The 16,550-nt window shown below is 68.1% G+C and carries 14 protein-coding genes; 6 read left to right on the top strand and 8 right to left on the bottom strand.

Annotation, left to right across the window (positions count from 1 at the left end; genetic code table 11):
* Positions 1-193: 193 nt before the first annotated feature.
* On the bottom strand, positions 194-1,465 hold the full coding sequence (locus tag G372_RS0110200) for a cation diffusion facilitator family transporter (protein ID WP_026340342.1): 1,272 nt from the start codon (positions 1,463-1,465) through the stop codon (positions 194-196).
* Between the two features lie 86 nt (positions 1,466-1,551).
* Here G372_RS0110200 and glyQ point away from each other — a divergent pair, with 86 nt between their 5' ends.
* From glyQ to G372_RS0110180, 4 genes are all read left to right on the top strand, one after another.
* Positions 1,552-2,496, top strand: a complete 945-nt coding sequence (gene glyQ / locus G372_RS0110195; protein WP_019623879.1) for a glycine--tRNA ligase subunit alpha — start codon at positions 1,552-1,554, stop codon at positions 2,494-2,496.
* A 61-nt stretch (positions 2,497-2,557) separates the two neighbouring features.
* Positions 2,558-4,639 carry a glycine--tRNA ligase subunit beta gene (glyS, locus tag G372_RS0110190; RefSeq protein WP_019623880.1) on the top strand — a complete coding sequence of 694 codons (2,082 nt, stop codon included), beginning with the start codon at positions 2,558-2,560 and terminating at the stop codon, positions 4,637-4,639.
* A gap of 9 nt (positions 4,640-4,648) precedes the next feature.
* Positions 4,649-5,404 (top strand): lysophospholipid acyltransferase family protein, encoded by a 756-nt coding sequence (locus G372_RS0110185; RefSeq protein WP_019623881.1) that lies wholly within the window; start codon positions 4,649-4,651, stop codon positions 5,402-5,404.
* Positions 5,394-6,035 carry a hypothetical protein gene (locus tag G372_RS0110180; RefSeq protein ID WP_019623882.1) on the top strand — a complete coding sequence of 214 codons (642 nt, stop codon included), beginning with the start codon at positions 5,394-5,396 and terminating at the stop codon, positions 6,033-6,035. The genes G372_RS0110185 and G372_RS0110180 overlap by 11 nt, the downstream gene beginning before the upstream one ends.
* 71 nt (positions 6,036-6,106) lie before the next feature.
* Here the strand turns inward: G372_RS0110180 and G372_RS0110175 are convergent, their stop codons facing one another.
* From G372_RS0110175 to G372_RS0110145, 7 genes are all read right to left on the bottom strand, one after another.
* Positions 6,107-6,838 carry a tRNA threonylcarbamoyladenosine dehydratase gene (locus G372_RS0110175; RefSeq protein WP_019623883.1) on the bottom strand — a complete coding sequence of 244 codons (732 nt, stop codon included), beginning with the start codon at positions 6,836-6,838 and terminating at the stop codon, positions 6,107-6,109.
* Positions 6,835-7,617: a TatD family hydrolase gene (locus G372_RS0110170; protein ID WP_018863347.1), complete on the bottom strand. Its 783-nt coding sequence runs from the start codon at positions 7,615-7,617 to the stop codon at positions 6,835-6,837. The genes G372_RS0110175 and G372_RS0110170 overlap by 4 nt, the downstream gene beginning before the upstream one ends.
* 15 nt (positions 7,618-7,632) lie before the next feature.
* Positions 7,633-8,667 carry an NADP(H)-dependent aldo-keto reductase gene (locus G372_RS0110165; protein ID WP_019623884.1) on the bottom strand — a complete coding sequence of 345 codons (1,035 nt, stop codon included), beginning with the start codon at positions 8,665-8,667 and terminating at the stop codon, positions 7,633-7,635.
* Positions 8,668-8,684: 17 nt separating this feature from the next.
* Complete coding sequence (locus G372_RS0110160) at positions 8,685-9,812, bottom strand: FIST signal transduction protein (protein WP_020008857.1); 1,128 nt, start codon at positions 9,810-9,812, stop codon at positions 8,685-8,687.
* A 17-nt stretch (positions 9,813-9,829) separates the two neighbouring features.
* On the bottom strand, positions 9,830-10,288 hold the full coding sequence (locus G372_RS0110155) for a hypothetical protein (RefSeq protein WP_019623886.1): 459 nt from the start codon (positions 10,286-10,288) through the stop codon (positions 9,830-9,832).
* 108 nt (positions 10,289-10,396) lie between these two features.
* Positions 10,397-11,287, bottom strand: a complete 891-nt coding sequence (locus G372_RS0110150; RefSeq protein ID WP_019623887.1) for a phosphoribulokinase — start codon at positions 11,285-11,287, stop codon at positions 10,397-10,399.
* Positions 11,288-11,323: 36 nt separating this feature from the next.
* Entirely contained in the window at positions 11,324-13,162 is a 1,839-nt protein-coding gene (locus tag G372_RS0110145; protein WP_019623888.1) for an SLC13 family permease, read from the bottom strand.
* A 236-nt stretch (positions 13,163-13,398) separates the two neighbouring features.
* Between G372_RS0110145 and G372_RS0110140 the strand changes: the two genes are divergently transcribed.
* Positions 13,399-14,247, top strand: coding sequence for a universal stress protein (locus G372_RS0110140; protein WP_018863352.1), 849 nt, complete (start codon positions 13,399-13,401; stop codon positions 14,245-14,247).
* Positions 14,248-14,521: 274 nt separating this feature from the next.
* Complete coding sequence (locus G372_RS0110135) at positions 14,522-16,438, top strand: ATP-binding cassette domain-containing protein (protein WP_019623889.1); 1,917 nt, start codon at positions 14,522-14,524, stop codon at positions 16,436-16,438.
* Positions 16,439-16,550 lie beyond the last annotated feature (112 nt).

The raw sequence follows: 16,550 nt of genomic DNA, 5'->3' as shown, positions 1-16,550 counted from the left end.
GTCTCCTTAAGTTTGCACTTCGTCTTTAGGGTTTGCCGCACCGAATCGGGGCCGGGCGACGTCGATGCGGTTCTATGCAGGCATCATGCCACTTCGCCCAAATGGCCCCGTGACGGTGGTCCGGCACATGTACGGGGAATACAGCGCCGGCCTCTGCACGGTATCCGTGCGGCTTTGGCACCACAGTAGTGCATCAAGGTGTTTGTTGCACATCCGTGGTGCATGGGCGATAGAGGATCTTCACTTCCCCCAGCTGGCCTTTCAGTCGTGGATGGCCCTGCAGCGTCTGTGACAGGGCCTCGGCGCGCACGTTCAGGTCCGCGGGCGTGCATGCCCCGTCAAGGCGCAGTGTCAGGGTCAGATGGATACGGCCGCCCAGATAATGCAGGGACAGGTGCTCCAGCCGGTCCAGCTCCGGACTGTCCGCCCATGCCTCGCGGACCGCCTCGGCGATCTCCGGGCGCAGGGGCAGATTCGAGCTGCGGGCCTGTTCCTCGTCGTTCTCCGGGTCGACGTGAACGGTGAAATCACGCAGACGCTGGTGTCGCTGGGTGACGGTCCGATGAACGGCATCGGCGATCCGGTGCCCCTCGGAAACCGAGATCATCGGGGCGACCTGTACATGTACGTCGGCGACCACGTCGCTGCCGTGACGTCGTGTACGCAGCATGTGCGCATCCTTTACGCCGGGCACCTCCATGATGGTGCGATGGATGCGCTCGACCTCTTCGGGGTCCAGTGCCGTGTCGATCAGTTCGGCCGCGCTGCGCACGATCAGCCGTCCGGCGATGTGCAGGATGAACAGGGCGACGATCAGCGCGGCCAGGGCGTCGGCCCATGGGAAGCCTGCGACCGCGGCTCCGACCCCGACCAGCACGAACAGCGACGAGATCGCATCCGTGCGGTGGTGCCAGGCATTGGCGTCCAGCATGCGCGAGCCGGTGCGCTTCGCGACCCGGTGGGTGTACTGATAAAGCCCCTCCTTGGCCACCAGCGTCAGCACGGCGAAGGCAAGGGCGGCAGGGGCCGGTCCGATCGCGGCCTCGGTGTCCACAAGTCGCTGCCCGGCGGCCCAGGCGATCCCGAGGCCGGCCAGGGCGAGGAATACGCCCACCACCACCGTGGCCAGGGTTTCGATCCGGCCATGTCCGTAGGGGTGATCATGATCCGGCGAGGCTGCGGCCTTGCCGGCGGCAAACAGCACCACCCCGTCGGTGATCAGGTCCGACAGGGTGTGGACGCCGTCCGCAACCAGCGCCTGCGAGTTCAGCAGCCATCCGCTAAGCAGCTGTGCCAGGGCGAGGAAGGCGTTGACCACCGCACCCACAACGGTCACCCGGCGAGTGGCCCTGTAGCGCCGGCCGTTTTCTGGCGTGACTGCGGTTTCGGAGCTGGCGTGGGGATCGCTCAGGGCGGCTCTCCCGAAGGGAATCCAGACCCCAGTATGGGCGTGCTTCCGCCACATGCAAGACGCTTGCACTGCCGTCGGCGGTGGCCGCAGCCGGAGCCCGGCCGATATACTGTCCGCTTTGCCCTGACCCGGGATCTCGCATGGCGCACGAACGCACCCCGTCCAGCAGCAGCCCCACCTTCCAGGACCTGATCCGGCGTCTGCAGGATTACTGGAATGACCACGGCTGCGTGGTCCTGCAGCCCTACGACATGGAGATGGGGGCCGGTACCTTCCATCCGGCGACCTTCCTGCGCTCGATCGGGCCGGAGCCGTGGCGCGCGGCCTATGTGCAGCCCAGCCGCCGTCCCACTGACGGGCGCTATGGCGACAACCCCAACCGCCTGCAGCACTACTACCAGTTCCAGGTGTTGCTGAAGCCGTCGCCGCCGGACATCCAGGACCTCTACTTGGGCTCCCTGGAGGCGCTGGGCTTCGACACGCTCACCCATGATGTGCGCTTCGTCGAGGACAACTGGGAGTCGCCGACCCTCGGCGCCTGGGGCCTGGGCTGGGAGGTCTGGCTGAACGGCATGGAGGTCACCCAGTTCACCTACTTCCAGCAGGTCGGCGGGCTGGACTGCCACCCGGTCTCCGGCGAGATCACCTACGGGCTGGAACGCCTGGCGATGTACCTGCAGGGGGTGGAGAGCGTATTCGATCTGGTCTGGACCGTCGGGCCCGACGGCCGCCCGGTGACCTATGGCGACGTCTATCACCAGAACGAGGTGGAGCAGTCCACCTACAACTTCGAGCACGCCGACCGCGACGCCCTGTTCGCCGCCTTCGACCAGCACGCAAACGAGAGCGATCGCATGATCGAGCTGGGCCTGCCACTGCCGGCCTACGAACAGATGCTGCGCGCCTCGCACAGCTTCAACCTGCTGGATGCGCGCGGCGCGATCTCGGTCACCGAGCGCCAGCGCTACATCCTGCGTGTGCGCGAGCTGTCGCGAAACGTCGCGCAGAAGTACTACGAGTCGCGCGAGGCCCTGGGCTTCCCGCTGTGCGCCGACGACGACACGAACCGGCCCGATGCCGCCTGAAACCTTTTCCCGGACCGTGCGCCCGACCGCGCGGTCGTGATGGACCCGAACTGGACCCGACATGGCTGAAGCCCGCGAACTCCTGATCGAACTCGGCACCGAGGAGCTGCCCCCCACCGCCCTGCCCCGTCTGCGTGACGCCCTGGCCGAGGGCCTGGCCACCCGGCTGCGCGAGGCCGGTCTGGAACCGGGCGACCCCGAGGCCTTCGCCACCCCGCGGCGGCTGGCGGTGCTGTTCCCGGACGTGCCCGCGCGCCAGCCCGACCAGCTCCAGGAGCGCCGCGGCCCGGCCGTGGCCGCCGCCTTCGACGACGCCGGCGAGCCGACGAAGGCGGTGCTGGGCTTTGCCCGCTCCTGCGGCGTGGAGGTCGAGCGCCTGGAGCGCGAGACCACCGACAAGGGCGAATACCTGGTCTTCCGCCAGATGCAGCCGGGCCTCGCCCTGGGCGAACTGCTGCCGGAGATGCTGGAGGCCGCGCTGGAGGCCCTGCCCACGCCCAAGCGCATGCGCTGGGGCAGCAGCCGCACCGAATTCGTGCGCCCCGCGCACTGGCTGGTCGTCCTGCACGGGACCGAGGTGCTGGAGATGACGGTGCTGGAACAGACCGCCGGGCGGGCCACGCATGGCCACCGCTTCCATCAGCCCGGCGCGCTGGAGCTGAAGCGCGGGAGCGACTATGCCGAGCGGTTGCGCAGCCCCGGCTTTGTCGAGCCGTCGTTCGAGGCGCGGCGCGAGAACATCCTGGCCCAGGTGCATGAACAGGCCAAGGCCCTGGGCGGGCGCGCGCTGGTGGATGCCGACCTGCTGGACGAGGTGACCGCGCTGGTGGAGTGGCCGGTCGCCCTGACCGGCGGCTTCGACCCGCGTTTCCTGGATGTCCCGCAGGAGGCGCTGATCTCCACCATGCAGGACCACCAGAAATACTTCCCGGTGGTCGACGAGGCCGGGCGCATGCAGCCGCACTTCGTCGTGATCAGCAACATCGAGTCGCGCGACCCGCACGCGGTGCGTGATGGCAACGAGCGCGTCTTGCGTCCGCGCTTTGCGGATGCCGAATTCTTCTGGCAGCAGGACCGCAAGAAGCGCCTGGAGGAGCGGCTGGACGCGCTGGACTCGGTGGTGTTCGAGAAGCGCCTGGGCACGCTGCGCGACAAGTCCGTGCGGCTGGAGGCCCTGATGCAGCGCCTGGCCGGCCTGATGGGGCTGGATGCCGGTCTCGCCGCGCGCGCCGCGCGCCTGGCCAAGTGCGATCTCGTCACCCAGATGGTGTTCGAGTTCACCGAGCTGCAGGGCACGATGGGCCGCTACTACGCCCTGCACGACCGCGAGGACGAAGCGGTCGCGGCCGCGATCGAGCAGCACTACTGGCCGCGCCAGTCCGGCTCCGAGCTGCCGGATGTCCCGCTGGCCCAGGCACTGGCGCTCGCGGATCGGTTGGATACGCTGGTCGGGATCTTCGCGATCGGCAAGCAGCCCACCGGTACCAAGGACCCATTCGCCCTGCGCCGCGCTGCGCTGGGGCTGGTGCGCATCCTGGTCGAGCGCGAACTGCCGCTGGCGCTGACCCCGCTGCTGCAAGCCGCGGCCGAGCCGATCCGCGAACGGGTGCCGGAGGCCGACCAGGCGGTGGAACCGGTGCGCGAGTACATCCTGGAGCGCCTGCGCGGCTACCTGCTGGAGCAGGGCCAGGCGCACGAGACCATCGAGGCGGTGGCCGCGGTCGTGCCCGATACCCCGCTGGACTTCGTCCGCCGCGTGCGCGCGGTCAGCCTGTTCCGCGAGCGCCCGGAGGCCGAGGCCCTGGCCGCGGCGAACAAGCGCATCCACAACCTGCTGCGCAAGGCCGGCGAGGAGGCCGAGGCCGACCTCGATCCCGAGGCCCTGGCGCTGGACGAGGAGCGGAGCCTCTACCAGGGCCTGCAGGCGGTGCGTCCCGGTGTCGAGCAGGCCGTGGCCGATGGCGACTACCTGCACGCCCTGGGCGAGCTGGCGGGCCTGCGTGATCGTGTCGATACCTTCTTCGACCAGGTGATGGTGATGGCCGAGGATGCCGCCGAGCGGCGCAACCGCCTGGCCCTGCTGCGCGAGCTGCGCCGCGCCTTCGAGACCGTGGCCGACATCGGCCGCCTGGCCACGGGATAGCGCCGCCACATGCTCCCCCTGGTCCGTGGCCTGCTGTTCCAGCTGGGGTTCATCGGCTCCACGCTGGTGTTCGGCCTGCTGGTCCCGCCGCTGATCTGGCCGCTTTCGCGCCCGGCGCGCTATCGCGTTCTGACTCAGTGGGGGCGCTTCAACGTCTGGTGGCTGCGCATCACCTGCGGGCTGGACTACCGGGTGCGCGGGGCCGAGCACATCGACCCCTCGCGGCCGCATGTGGTGCTGTCCAAGCACCAGTCCGCGTGGGAGACGGTCGCCTATGTTGCGATCTTTCCGATGCAGACCTGGGTGCTCAAGCGCGAACTGATGCGCATCCCCCTGTTCGGCTGGACGCTGTCGATGCTGGACCCGGTCCCGATCGACCGCGAGGCGGGGCGTCAGGCGCTGGAGAACCTGGTCGCGGAGGGTCAGCAGCGCCTGGACCAGGGTCGCTGGGTGATCGTCTTCCCCGAGGGCACGCGCGTGGCCCCGGGCGAGCACGGGCGCTACCGCCAGGGCGGCGCGATACTGGCGGCGCGCACCGGCTACCCGGTACTGCCGGTGGCGCTGAACAGCGGCAGCTTCTGGCCGAAAAAGGGCCTCCGGCGCTACCCCGGCACCATCGAGGTGGTGGTCGGCCCGCCAGTCGAGACCGCCGGGCGCAAGCCGGTCGAGGTACTCAGCGAAGCCGAAGAATGGATCGAGACCACCATGGCCGGGATCGAGCCGCGTCCCGCGCAATCGCCGTCGGAGGAGCCGCATGGGCAGTGAACCGCTGATTAGTGCCCCGCTGGTCGAGCTGCGTGACCGCAGCATCTACCGCGTGGGTGATTCGGACCCGGCCGTCTGGCTGATCGACGACCACGAGCTGGGGGGCGTGCTGGTCAATGCCCCCGCCTACTCCGAGCCCTTGCTGGAGGCGATTCGGGCGCTCACGAAGCCCGCCTACCTGTTCCTGCCCAGCCGCCTTGGGGTGCGGGACCTGGGGGCCTGGAGGGCGGCCGGGCTGGAGACCCTCGCGTTCGAGGCCGAGGCCCCGGCGATCCGCGCCGCCGGCGGCGAGATCGACATCGCCTTCAACCGCAAGCAGCGGCTGTCGCGCACCATCGATTTCCTGCCGATGGCCGGGGTGACCGAGGGTACCTGCGCCCTGCGCCTGAAGAACCTGCCGGGTGTCGTGTTCTTCGGGCCCGCGCTGGCGCCGGGGGCGGATGGCTGGCCCACGCTGATCGCGAACGCGGAGGATCACTCCTTCGAGGCACGTCTGTTCGGCGCCCTGGGCGTGAAGGACCTGAAGTTCGCCTACGCCTTCTGCGACCGCTTCGACCCGGCCAGCACGCAGTACGGCCCGGACGCCGACCAGCACATCCAGGCCCGCATCGAGGCTGTGTTTGACGAATAGCAGTACCGCTGGGGGGACTCCTCGGCGATTGCCGCGGCGCTTTGCGCCTCGCAATGACGGAGCTGGGCGAGTCAGGCGCGGGCGATCAGGGTCTGGATCACGCGGCCGGCGGCCGTCAGACCGAAGATCGCGGGCAGGTAGGAGATCGTGCCGTTGACCGAGCGCGGCCGGCCGCCCTCGACCGGCCGGTGCTCGGTGCCCTTGCGCGGCTGCTCGATCGAGAACACCACGGGGTAGTCGAGCCGCGCGTCCATGCGGCGCAGGTTCTTGCGCATCTGCCGCGCCAGCGGGCAGACGCGGGTGGACTCCAGCGGGCCGACCCGTACGGCCGTGGGGTCGGTGCGCCCCCCGGCCCCCATGCTGGAGATCACCGCCTGGCCGCGGTGCTGCGCCCCGGCCACCAGCGCGGCCTTGCAGGCGATGGAGTCGATCGCATCCAGCACGAAATCGGCATCGTCCGGCACCAGGTCGGCGATGCTGTCCGGGCGGAGGAACTCGCGCCGGATGTTCAGTTCGATCTCCGGGTCGATATCGCGGATGCGCGCCTCCATCACCGCGGTCTTGGGCTGGTCCAGGGTGGAACGCAGGGCGACCAGCTGGCGGTTCAGGTTGGAGGCGGCGACCACGTCGTGATCCACCAGGGTCATGCGTCCTACCCCGGCGCGTGCGATGGCCTCGGCGGCATAGCTCCCGACGCCGCCCAACCCGGCGATGAACACATGGCGGTCGCGCAGGCGCGCGGTGACATCGGGACCCAGCAAGAGGTCGGTGCGTTCGCTGTAGGGGTTGTGAGGCGTGCTCATGAATCCGGGTCGTTCGGGAGCCGGAGGACCCGGCGTGCATTTTGTGACGTGATTATAGCCATCTCGGCCGGGTCGATGTCGCGCAGGCGTGCCAGGTGGCGGTTCACCTCGGCGGTCATCATCGGTTCGTTGCGCTCGCCCTGGTGCCCGGCCAGCGGCTGGTCCGGGGCGTCGGTCTCCACGACCAGGGCCTCCAGCGGGGCCTCGCGCACCACGCGGTGCAGTCGTTTCGCCCGCTCGTAGGTCACCGGCCCGCCGATGCCCAGGCAGCAGCCGAGATCCGCCGCCTGCCGGGCCTGCTGCGGTGATCCGATAAAGGCGTGCAGGATGCCGGTCACGCCGGGCTGCTCGCGCAGGCCCTTCAGCACCGGGTCCAGCGCGCGCCGGCTGTGGATGATCACCGGCAGGTCGCGCTCCCGCGCGATGGCCAGCTGCCGCGTGTAGAAGCGCCACTGGCGGTCCCAGTCCAGCCCGTCCTGGTAGCCATCGAGCCCGATCTCGCCGACCGCGATGGTCTCCGGGTGCGTATCCAGCCAGGCCTCCAGGGCGTCGAGGTCCGCGTCCGCATGATCCTGCAGGAAGATTGGGTGCAGGCCGTAGGCGACATGCAGACCCGCGTGCTGGCGGTGCAGGGCCTCCAGGTCCGGCCAGCGCGCGCGGGTGACGCCGGGCAGGACGAGTTCCTGAACCCCGGCGGCGCGGGCGCGGTCCAGCACCGCCGGGCGATCCGGATCGAACGCGTCCAGGTCCAGGTGGACGTGGGTGTCGATCAGGTGCACCGGGCCGTCCGGGATCTATGGGCAGGGGTAGGTATAGCGGGCGTGGATGGCCTCGATGGCCTTCAGCACGGCATCGGACAGCGTGATGTCCACGGTCGCGATGTTCTCGCGCAGCTGTTCCATCGTGGTCGCCCCGATCAAATTGCTGGTCACGAAGGGCTGCTGGTTGATGAAGGCCAGCGCCAGCTGCGACGGGGTCAGGCCATGTTCGCGCGCCAGTCGCGCGTACTCCGCGGTCGCGGCCAGGCCGGATTCGTTGCTGTAGCGCTGGAAGCGCTCGAACAGCGTCAGGCGCGCCCCCGCGGGCTTCGCCCCGTCCAGATACTTGCCGGAGAGCATGCCGAAGGCCAGCGGCGAATAGGCCAGCAGGCCGGCCTCCTCGCGGATGGCCATCTCCGCCAGGCCCGCCTCGAAGCTGCGGTTGAGCAGGTTGTAGGGGTTCTGGATGGAGACGATGCGCTCGGACAGGCCGCGATCATGGGCGCGGATCCACTCCATGAACCCCCACGGGGTCTCGTTGGAGATGCCGATGGTGCGCACGCGGCCGCTTTCGACCACCGCCTTCAGCGCGGCCGCGGTCTCTTCGATCGGGGTCGCGCTTGCGTCCGGCTTGTGGACGTAGCCGAGCTGGCCGAAGAAGTTGGTGGCCCGCGCCGGCCAGTGGACCTGGTAGAGGTCCAGGTAGTCGGTCTGCAGGCGCCGGAGGCTGTCGTTCAGGGCCTGCTCGATGTGTTCGCGGTTCAGCTGCGGGCCGCCGCGCAGGTAGTCGATCATCCCGGGCCCGGCGACCTTGCTGGCCAGTACCACGCGGTCACGGTTGCCGCGCTTCGCCAGCCAGTTGCCGATGTAGGTCTCGGTCAGCCCCTGGGTCTCCTCGCGCGGCGGCACCGGGTACATCTCCGCGGCATCAATCAGGTTCACGCCCTGATCGAGCGCGTAGTCCAGCTGTTCGTGGGCCTCGGCCTCGGTGTTCTGCTCGCCCCAGGTCATGGTGCCCAGGCCAATCAGGCTGACCTCGATATCGGTACGTCCCAGTTTGCGGTATTGCATGCGGTTCCCTTGGCGGTTCAGGTGAACAGGGTGAGGACCCCGGTGTAGCCGTACAGGCGGTTGGCGAAGATCTCGCCATTGGCGAAGAAGCCGACCAGGGGCGCGTCTCCCAGACCCTGCTGGATGATCGCCAGTTCCGCCCCCTCCTGGCCGAACTGGTGGCGCCCGCGCCCGATGCAGGAGACGTAGATCGCCCCGCGGATGCCGTTCGGGGCCTGGGCGCGGATCTGTTCCAGCATGTGTTCGAGGTCCTCGCGGGCGGCCTGGCCGTCGCGGCGCACGAACAGGATCTTCTGCCCGGGCTCCAGCAGTTCGCCGACCGCGAGCACCTGCTGGTCGAGATCCACGCCGATGATATTGCGGACGCGGTAGTCGCCGGTGTCGGAGCCGGGGATCGGGAAGCCGACCAGGATGTAGCCCAGTGCCCGCTCCAGGTCGCGCGACAGGACATCGCCGATGATGCCCTTGAATGCTGGAAGCGCCCGCTGGCCGTCCAGTTGCACGATGATGTTGCGCCAGGTCTCGGTCAGCTCGTGCTGGCCGGGCAGCGGGGTGCAGCCCTGGCTGTGGCGTGCAGCGATCGCGACATCGTCGCGCAGCGCGAGCCCGGTGATGCCCGAGGCGACCACGCCGTCGGCGATCTGCACCGCCCCCTCCTCGCCGGAGTGTATGCCGCCGGTGGCGAACCAGGCGGTCTGTTCGCCGATCTCGGTCAGCACGGCCTCCACGCCCTCCATGCGCGGATCGGCATTGAGCAGCAGGCGGCCCGGGGTTGCGGGGTCGAGAAAGCCGTCCAGGGCCTGCTTCAGTTCGTCGAGGCTGTGGACCGGACGCTGAATCACGCGCGCGGAACCGGCCGGCAGGTCGCCGATCATCAGGGTGATCGCCGGGTCTTCGTAGAATTCCTGGTCCGGCCCGATCACGGCCATGCCCATGCCGCCGACGAAATGGTCTATCCCGAGTTCCTTGCGCAGCGTGTCCATGACCAGGCGGGCATTGCGGCTCAGCGCGTCCGACACGTAGATAAACGCCACGCGCACGGTCTCCGGGCCCCGGGGCGGCAGCGGGCCCAGCCCCTGGATCAGTTCCGCGGCGAGGGTGCGCGGGTCATTGCCGCTGGCAGCGGTACTGACAAAGCGTTCCATCGGCATCCTTGGTTCGGTCACAGTCCCAGCTGTTCCAGCATGCTGAGGGCCTCGTTGTCGGTTTCGGGGATGCCGCGCTGGACGGTCATCTGGTCGTTCTCCGTGAACTCCAGGCGGGCATGGTGGCGCGTGTCCAGCTCCTCCAGGAACCAGGCGATCTCGGAGGGGTGGACCGCGCGTTCGCCCCGCATCAGGTGCCGCGCAAGGATCGCATCCTCGCGGATGTCCAGATACAGCGGCTGGGGCAGCGCCAGGGGCAGCACATGGGTCTGTACCAGCCACTCGATCGGCGTGGGGCGCCGCGCCGGCAGGCGGCGGCTGTCGATGCGGAAGTGCCCGCCGCCGCCGGGCTGCTTCAGCAGTTCCTCCAGCCAGTCGCCCTCGAAGCCCTGGTGCACGATCAGCGAGCGGCCGGTATAGCGGCTGCGAAAGCGCTCCATCTGTTGCGCGGGGCGCGGCCCGAACAGTCCGAACACGGCAACTCCATGAGTCTGGGTAGGGTCGTCGGAATGCTAGCTCAAACGGCTGTAGCCACAAAAAAGCCCCGCCGGAGCGGGGCCAGGGGAACTTCCTGCGAGGCTCGATCAGCCGCGACGCTTCAGCATGTCGTGGATGATCGGGGCGAGGATGACCTCCATCGCGAAGCTCATCTTCCCGCCGGGCACCACGATGGTGTTGGGCCGGGACATGAAGGAGTCGGGCAGCATGTTCAGCAGGTAGGGGAAGTCCACGTCGAACTTCTTCGGTTCCTTGAAGCGGATCACCACCATGCTCTCGTCCGGGGTGGGGATGTCCCGGGCGATGAACGGGTTGGAGGTATCCACCGTCGGCACGCGCTGGAAGTTGATGTCGGTGTAGCCGAACTGCGGGGTGATGTAGTTCACGTAATCCGGCATGCGACGCAGGATCGTGTCCACGATGGCCTCGGCGGAATAGCCGCGCTCGGCGTTGTCGCGGAAGATCTTCTGGATCCACTCGAGGTTCACGATCGGCACCACGCCGATACCCAGGTCCACGTGCTGGGCGGCGTTCACGTCGCCGTTCACGACCAGGCCGTGCAGGCCTTCGTAGAACATCAGGTCGGTGCCCGGCTGAATCTCTTCCCAGGGGGTGAACTCGCCCGGGCCGAGGTTGGTGCCGAGACGCTCGTTGTGATCGGCCGCTTCCTCGTCCGAGTGCAGGTAGTAGCGCTTCTGGCCTTGGCCCGTCTCGCCGTAGGTCTTGAACAGGTCCTCGATGCGATCGAACAGGTTGGCCTCGGGGCCGAAATGCGAGAAGTGGTGATTGCCTTCGTCGGCGGCCTTCTGCATGGCCTCCTTCATCGCCTTGCGGTCATAGCGATGGAAGCTGTCGCCCTCGATGACGACCGGGTTGATCTGCTCGCGGCGGAAGATCGACTCGAACGAGCGCTTCACGGTGGAGGTGCCGGCCCCCGAGGAGCCGGTGACCGCGATCACGGGGTGTTTTTGCGACATGGGGTTTCTCCTTGCAAACGACGTTGCGACAAGTTGTCAGAAAATGAGATTGAGCATCAGCATGGCCACGATACCGAACAGCAGCGTCATGATACCGCCGGCCTTCATGTAGTCCTTCACCCGGTAGCCGCCGGGGCCCATGATCAGGGCGTTCACCTGGTGGGTCGGGATCAGGAAGGAATTCGAGGTGGCGATCGCCACGGTCAGCGCGAATACGCGCGGGTCGGCGTCCATGCCCGCCGCCTGAGCGGCGATGGCGAAATTAATCGCCAGCGGCACGAGCAGCACGGTCGCGCCGACATTGGACATCACCAGGGTGAAGAACGTGGCCAGCGCGAAGATCGTCGCCTGCAATACCCAGGGCGGGACCGTGCCCAGCATCTCCAGGGTGTTCTGCGCGATCCACGCGGCGGTGCCGGTGTTTTCCACCGCCATCCCCAGGGGTATCAGCGAGGCCAGCAGGAACACCGTCTTCCAGCTCACCGAGCGATAGGCGTCGTCGATACTGATGACCCCGGTCAGGATCATGCCCAGTGCGCCGGTCAGCAGCGCGACCGACAGCATGATGTCGGTGAACAGGATCAGCCCGACGGTCAGCGCCAGGAAGAACAGCGCATGCGGGACCTTGGAGGGCCGCAGCTCCTCGTGCGGGTAGTCCGAGGTGATCACGACAAAATCGCGATCCTTCTCAAGGCGCGCCAGCGACTCCCAGGTGCAGTGCACAACCAGGATATCGCCGGTTTCCAGCGGGATATCGCGCAGGCCCTCGCCGAAGGTCTCGCTGCCGCGCTGGATGCGCATCACCGACAGGCCGTAGGTCTGGCGCATGGCCAGTTCGGTTACGGTCTTGCCGGCGAGATTGGAGCCGGGCGCGATCGCGACCTCGGCGACCCCGGAACGGCCGGTATCCAGGGCGTTCGCGAACACGTCCAGGCGGGTCGTCGGGCGCTTGCGCGTGTCCGCGCACAGCTTCTCCATGCGCGCGGGGCTGGCCAGCACGGCCAGATGCGAGTTGGGCTGGATCTCGTAGCCGGTCCAGGGGGCCATGCGCAGTTCGTCGTGCTTGTACGTGCCGACGATCGCGATCCCGGTCTCGCGTTCGATCTCGGCCACGGTGCGACCGACCAGCGGATCCTTCTCGGGCACGAACACCTCGTGGATCTCGTAGGACAGCCCGTATACCCGCTGGAAATAGTCCTGTGCGCTCTCGCGCTGCGTCGCCTTGGACTTGACCGACGGCAGCACGAAGCGGCCCAGCAGCACGAAGTAAACGATGGTGGTGGCCAGCAGTGCCAGGCCGATCGGGGTCACGTCGAACAGCTGGAAGGGCTCCATGTCCGACGGCAGCAGGTCGTTCAGCAGGATCAGCGGGCTGGACCCGACCAGGGTGATGGTGCCGCCGACGATCGCGGCGAAGCCCATCGGCATCAGCAGCCGCGACAGGGGAATGCCCAGCCGATTGGATATCCGGCTCATCACCGGCATGAACAGCGCGGCCGCGCCGATGTTCTGCATGAAGCTCGAAATCACGCCGACGGTGCCGGACACGGTCGGGATGATGCTCTTCTCGGTGGTGCCGCCCACGCGCATGATGAAGGCGGCCACCTTGTGCATCACGCCGGTCTTGTCGAGCCCGGCGCCGATGATCATCACCGCGATGATCGCGATCACCGCATTCGAGGCAAAACCGCTGAACAGCTCGTCCTGCGCGACCAGCAGGCCGAGCCCGGGCACCAGCGTCAGCAGGCCGAGCAGCACCATCACCGAGATGGCGGCCAGATCCACGCGGATGATCTCCGTGACAAACAGGAAGATGGTGAACGCAAGAAGCGCGAGCACCACGATCATCTCGGTGGTCAGCGTAAGGTTGTCCATGTATCGATTCGTGTCCTGAATGCCCGCGCCAGACGGCGCAGGGCCGGGGCCGAGGGGGCTGACAAGCGAGGTCCGGCCGCTGGCCAGGGAAGCGCAAGACGGCCTTGAAAGCGCGGGATTATTTCATTCCGGCCAGTCGGACGCAAAACTGGGCCGTCTGTCCCTTTCGCGCCATGCTGGCTGCCGTGTGCCGGCCGGTCGGTTATGCTGGGCAAAAACCGTCAGGGAGACGTCCCATGTCCGATGCCCCGCTTTGCCGATTCGAGACCATCGTGCTGGCGACCGACGGGTCCGAGTTCAGTGAGTCCGCCGAGGCCGTCGGCCTGGATCTGGCCCAGCGCTGCGGGGCCCGGCTCATCCTCGCCCGTATTATTCCGACCGATACCCAGCACGACGCGTTGTCGCCCCGGCGCAGCCATGATGCGAGCGTGACGGCCCAGGGCGACCTGGATGTGCTCGAGAAAAAGGCACGGGAGCGGGGAGTCGATCCCTCTCCAATCCTGCGCCACGGTGTGGATCGCCACCAGGAGATCGTCAGGATCGCCGAGGAGTACAACGCGGGCCTGATCGTGATCGGACGCCGCGACCGAGGCGATCTTGCGCGCCTGATGGTCGGCGATGCCACGCGCAAGGTGGTGGGAACGGCGCCATGCAATGTCATGGTCGTCCCGCGTGGCGCCCAGGCGCCGCACCGGGGGCTGCTGGTCGGGACCGATGGCTCCGAACTGGGTGATCAGGCGGCGCGGGCGGCCATCGAGCTGGCCGGTCATTGCCAGTTGCCGATCACCATCGCCTCGGTCGCCGTTCCCGGCCAGAGCGACGAGCGACGCCAGGAGGGTGTCGACGCGATCCAGCGCCTGCAGGGCGAGGCCCGGGAGCAGGGCCTTCAGGCGGACGCAACCTTCGAGGAGGGCCGCGCGGAGGTGAGCCTGATCGACGTGGCAAGGCGTGACAACCGCGACCTGATCGTGGTGGGCAGCCACGGGCGTACTGGGCTGAAGCGCCTGCTGATGGGATCGGTATCCGAGCGCGTGATCGGGGGGGCCGACTGCCCGGTGCTGGTGGTCAAGAACCTCAGCGTCTAGCCGCGCCCCCTGGTTCACGACTCCCCCTGAACCCTTTCTGACCGGCGTTTGCCGGTTCCCCAACTGGATTCCTCTAGGGAAACACTGATTCATGTACACACTCGCGTTGGCACCCCACAAACCATTGAATGCTGGGGCTCGGCCGCTTTTGCGCGCGCACGGCGTTGCGGCTCCCTTGTGCAGAATGACTGCACGGCAGTCGCCGCGCCTTGTTCGCACGCAACAGCGACTCGAGCGCGAGCGTGTACATGAATCAGTGTTTCCCTAGATCTCGATGGCTCTTCTGACCCTGCGCGATATCCACCTGGCCTATGGCATGGCCCCCCTGCTGGATGGCCTCAACCTGAGCCTGGAGCCCGGCGAACGCGTGGCGGTGGCCGGGCGCAATGGCGAGGGCAAGTCGACCCTGCTGAAGGTGATCGCGGGCGCGATCCAGCCGGACTCGGGCGAGGTGGTCCGTCAGGATGGCCTGACGACCGCCTGGCTGACCCAGGAACTGCCGCCCGGGGTCGAGGGCACGGTGTTCGATGTGGTCGCCGAGGGACTGGGCGAGTCCGGGCAGCTGCTGGAGCGTTTCCATCACCTGAGCCAGGCCGCCGCCAGCGGGGATGCCGAGGCCCTGGAGAAGATGGGGCCGGTCCAGGCCCGGCTGGACGCAATTGACGGCTGGAGCCTGCAGAACCGGGTCGAAACGACGCTTTCGCGCCTGGAGCTCGATCCCGAGGCCGGTTTTGCCGCGCTCTCCGGCGGCCTCAAGCGACGTGTCTGGCTGGCGCGCGAACTGGTGCGCGAACCGCAGCTGTTGCTGCTGGACGAGCCGACCAACCACCTGGATGTGGCCGCGATCCGCTGGCTGGAGGAGTTCCTGCGCGGGAGCGGGCTCACGGTGGTGTTCATCAGCCATGATCGCCAGTTCATGGAGCAGGTCGCCACCCGCATCCTGGAGCTGAATCGCGGCCAGGTGTACGAGCACCCGCCGTCGATCGAGGCCTTCCGCACGCGCCAGGCCGAGCGCCTGGAGGTCGAGGCGCGCCAGCGCGCCGAGTTTGATCGCAAGCTGGCACAGGAAGAGACCTGGATTCGCCAGGGCATCAAGGCGCGGCGTACCCGCAACGAGGGCCGGGTGCGCGCCCTGCAGGCTCTGCGCAGGAAGCGCGCGGAGCGGCGCGAGCGCGGGGGGCAGGTACGCATGCAGCTGTCGCCCGAGCAGCGTTCCGGGCGCCTGGTGATCGAGGCGGAGCATGCGGACTTCGGCTACGACGACACGCCGGTGGTGCGCGACGTGAACCTGCTGCTCCAGCGCGGCGATGCCCTGGGCATTGTCGGCCCGAATGGCGCCGGCAAGACCACACTGCTGCGCGGCTTGCTGGGCCAGGTGGCGCCACTGTCCGGGACCGTCAAGCTGGGCACCCAGCTCGAGATCGCCTATTTCGACCAGGCCCGGGCGCGCCTCGACGAGACGACGACCGTACAGGATGCGGTCGGCGAGGGCCGTGACCGGGTCACCGTGAACGGCGAGACCCGGCATGTGCTGAGCTATCTGGGGGACTTCCTGTTCCCGCCGGAGCGCGCGCGCCAGCCGGTGTCGGCCCTGTCCGGTGGCGAGCGCAACCGGCTGCTGCTGGCCAAGCTGTTCCTGCGCCCGGCCAACCTGCTGGTGCTCGACGAGCCCACCAACGACCTGGACGTCGAGACCCTGGAGCTGCTGGAACAACTGCTGATCGAGTACACCGGTACGGTGATCGTGGTCAGCCACGATCGCGCCTTCCTCGACAATGTCGCCACGAGCACGCTGGTGCTGCCTGGCGATGGCACGGTCGAGGAATTCGTCGGCGGCTGGTCGGATCTGCCCGCCCGCGTCACGCAACGCCTGCTGACCCGCGAAGCGGATACCGGGACGCCGCCCCCCGCCGAGCCGGAGGCTCGGGTTCGGCCCGATTCCACGCCCGCGGAACCGGCACCGCCGCCCCGCGCCCGCAAGCTGTCCTACAAGGAGGCCCGTGAGCTGAAGGCCCTGCCAGGCCGGATCGAGGCCCTGGAGACCGAACACCAGTCGCTGGCCGAAGCCCTGTCGGACCCGGAGGTGCTGCGAGATGGCGAGCGGGTGCGCGAGCTGCAGGGCCGGCTCGAACAGGTCGAGCGTGACCTGGCGGTGGCCTTCGAGCGCTGGGAGGCGCTGGAATCACCCTGACCCTTCCCCCGTCATCCGCTGTGATGTAATTCTCAAAACGGCCCGAACCTCAACTCTGGGGGCAAGCGGCCGTAACAGGGGATGAAACGTCTCTACAGGCAGCGGAAGAGCC

Source organism: Thioalkalivibrio thiocyanoxidans ARh2, assembly GCF_000385215.1.
In the GTDB taxonomy this organism is placed as follows: domain Bacteria; phylum Pseudomonadota; class Gammaproteobacteria; order Ectothiorhodospirales; family Ectothiorhodospiraceae; genus Thioalkalivibrio; species Thioalkalivibrio thiocyanoxidans.
Note: the sequence above shows the minus strand (reverse complement) of the source record. Positions and strands in the feature narration are given on the sequence as shown.

What these genes read in the sequence shown, in the direction of transcription:
- glyS (WP_019623880.1), top strand. Translation starts at nt 2,558, where the DNA reads ATGGCTGAAGCCCGCGAACTCCTGATCGAACTCGGCACCGAGGAGCTG.
- G372_RS0110140 (WP_018863352.1), top strand. Translation starts at nt 13,399, where the DNA reads ATGTCCGATGCCCCGCTTTGCCGATTCGAGACCATCGTGCTGGCGACC.
- glyQ (WP_019623879.1), top strand. Translation starts at nt 1,552, where the DNA reads ATGGCGCACGAACGCACCCCGTCCAGCAGCAGCCCCACCTTCCAGGAC.
- G372_RS0110180 (WP_019623882.1), top strand. Translation starts at nt 5,394, where the DNA reads ATGGGCAGTGAACCGCTGATTAGTGCCCCGCTGGTCGAGCTGCGTGAC.
- G372_RS0110165 (WP_019623884.1), bottom strand. Translation starts at nt 8,667, where the DNA reads ATGCAATACCGCAAACTGGGACGTACCGATATCGAGGTCAGCCTGATT.
- G372_RS0110185 (WP_019623881.1), top strand. Translation starts at nt 4,649, where the DNA reads ATGCTCCCCCTGGTCCGTGGCCTGCTGTTCCAGCTGGGGTTCATCGGC.
- G372_RS0110160 (WP_020008857.1), bottom strand. Translation starts at nt 9,812, where the DNA reads ATGGAACGCTTTGTCAGTACCGCTGCCAGCGGCAATGACCCGCGCACC.
- G372_RS0110135 (WP_019623889.1), top strand. Translation starts at nt 14,522, where the DNA reads ATGGCTCTTCTGACCCTGCGCGATATCCACCTGGCCTATGGCATGGCC.
- G372_RS0110200 (WP_026340342.1), bottom strand. Translation starts at nt 1,465, where the DNA reads ATGTGGCGGAAGCACGCCCATACTGGGGTCTGGATTCCCTTCGGGAGA.
- G372_RS0110150 (WP_019623887.1), bottom strand. Translation starts at nt 11,287, where the DNA reads ATGTCGCAAAAACACCCCGTGATCGCGGTCACCGGCTCCTCGGGGGCC.
- G372_RS0110175 (WP_019623883.1), bottom strand. Translation starts at nt 6,838, where the DNA reads ATGAGCACGCCTCACAACCCCTACAGCGAACGCACCGACCTCTTGCTG.
- G372_RS0110145 (WP_019623888.1), bottom strand. Translation starts at nt 13,162, where the DNA reads ATGGACAACCTTACGCTGACCACCGAGATGATCGTGGTGCTCGCGCTT.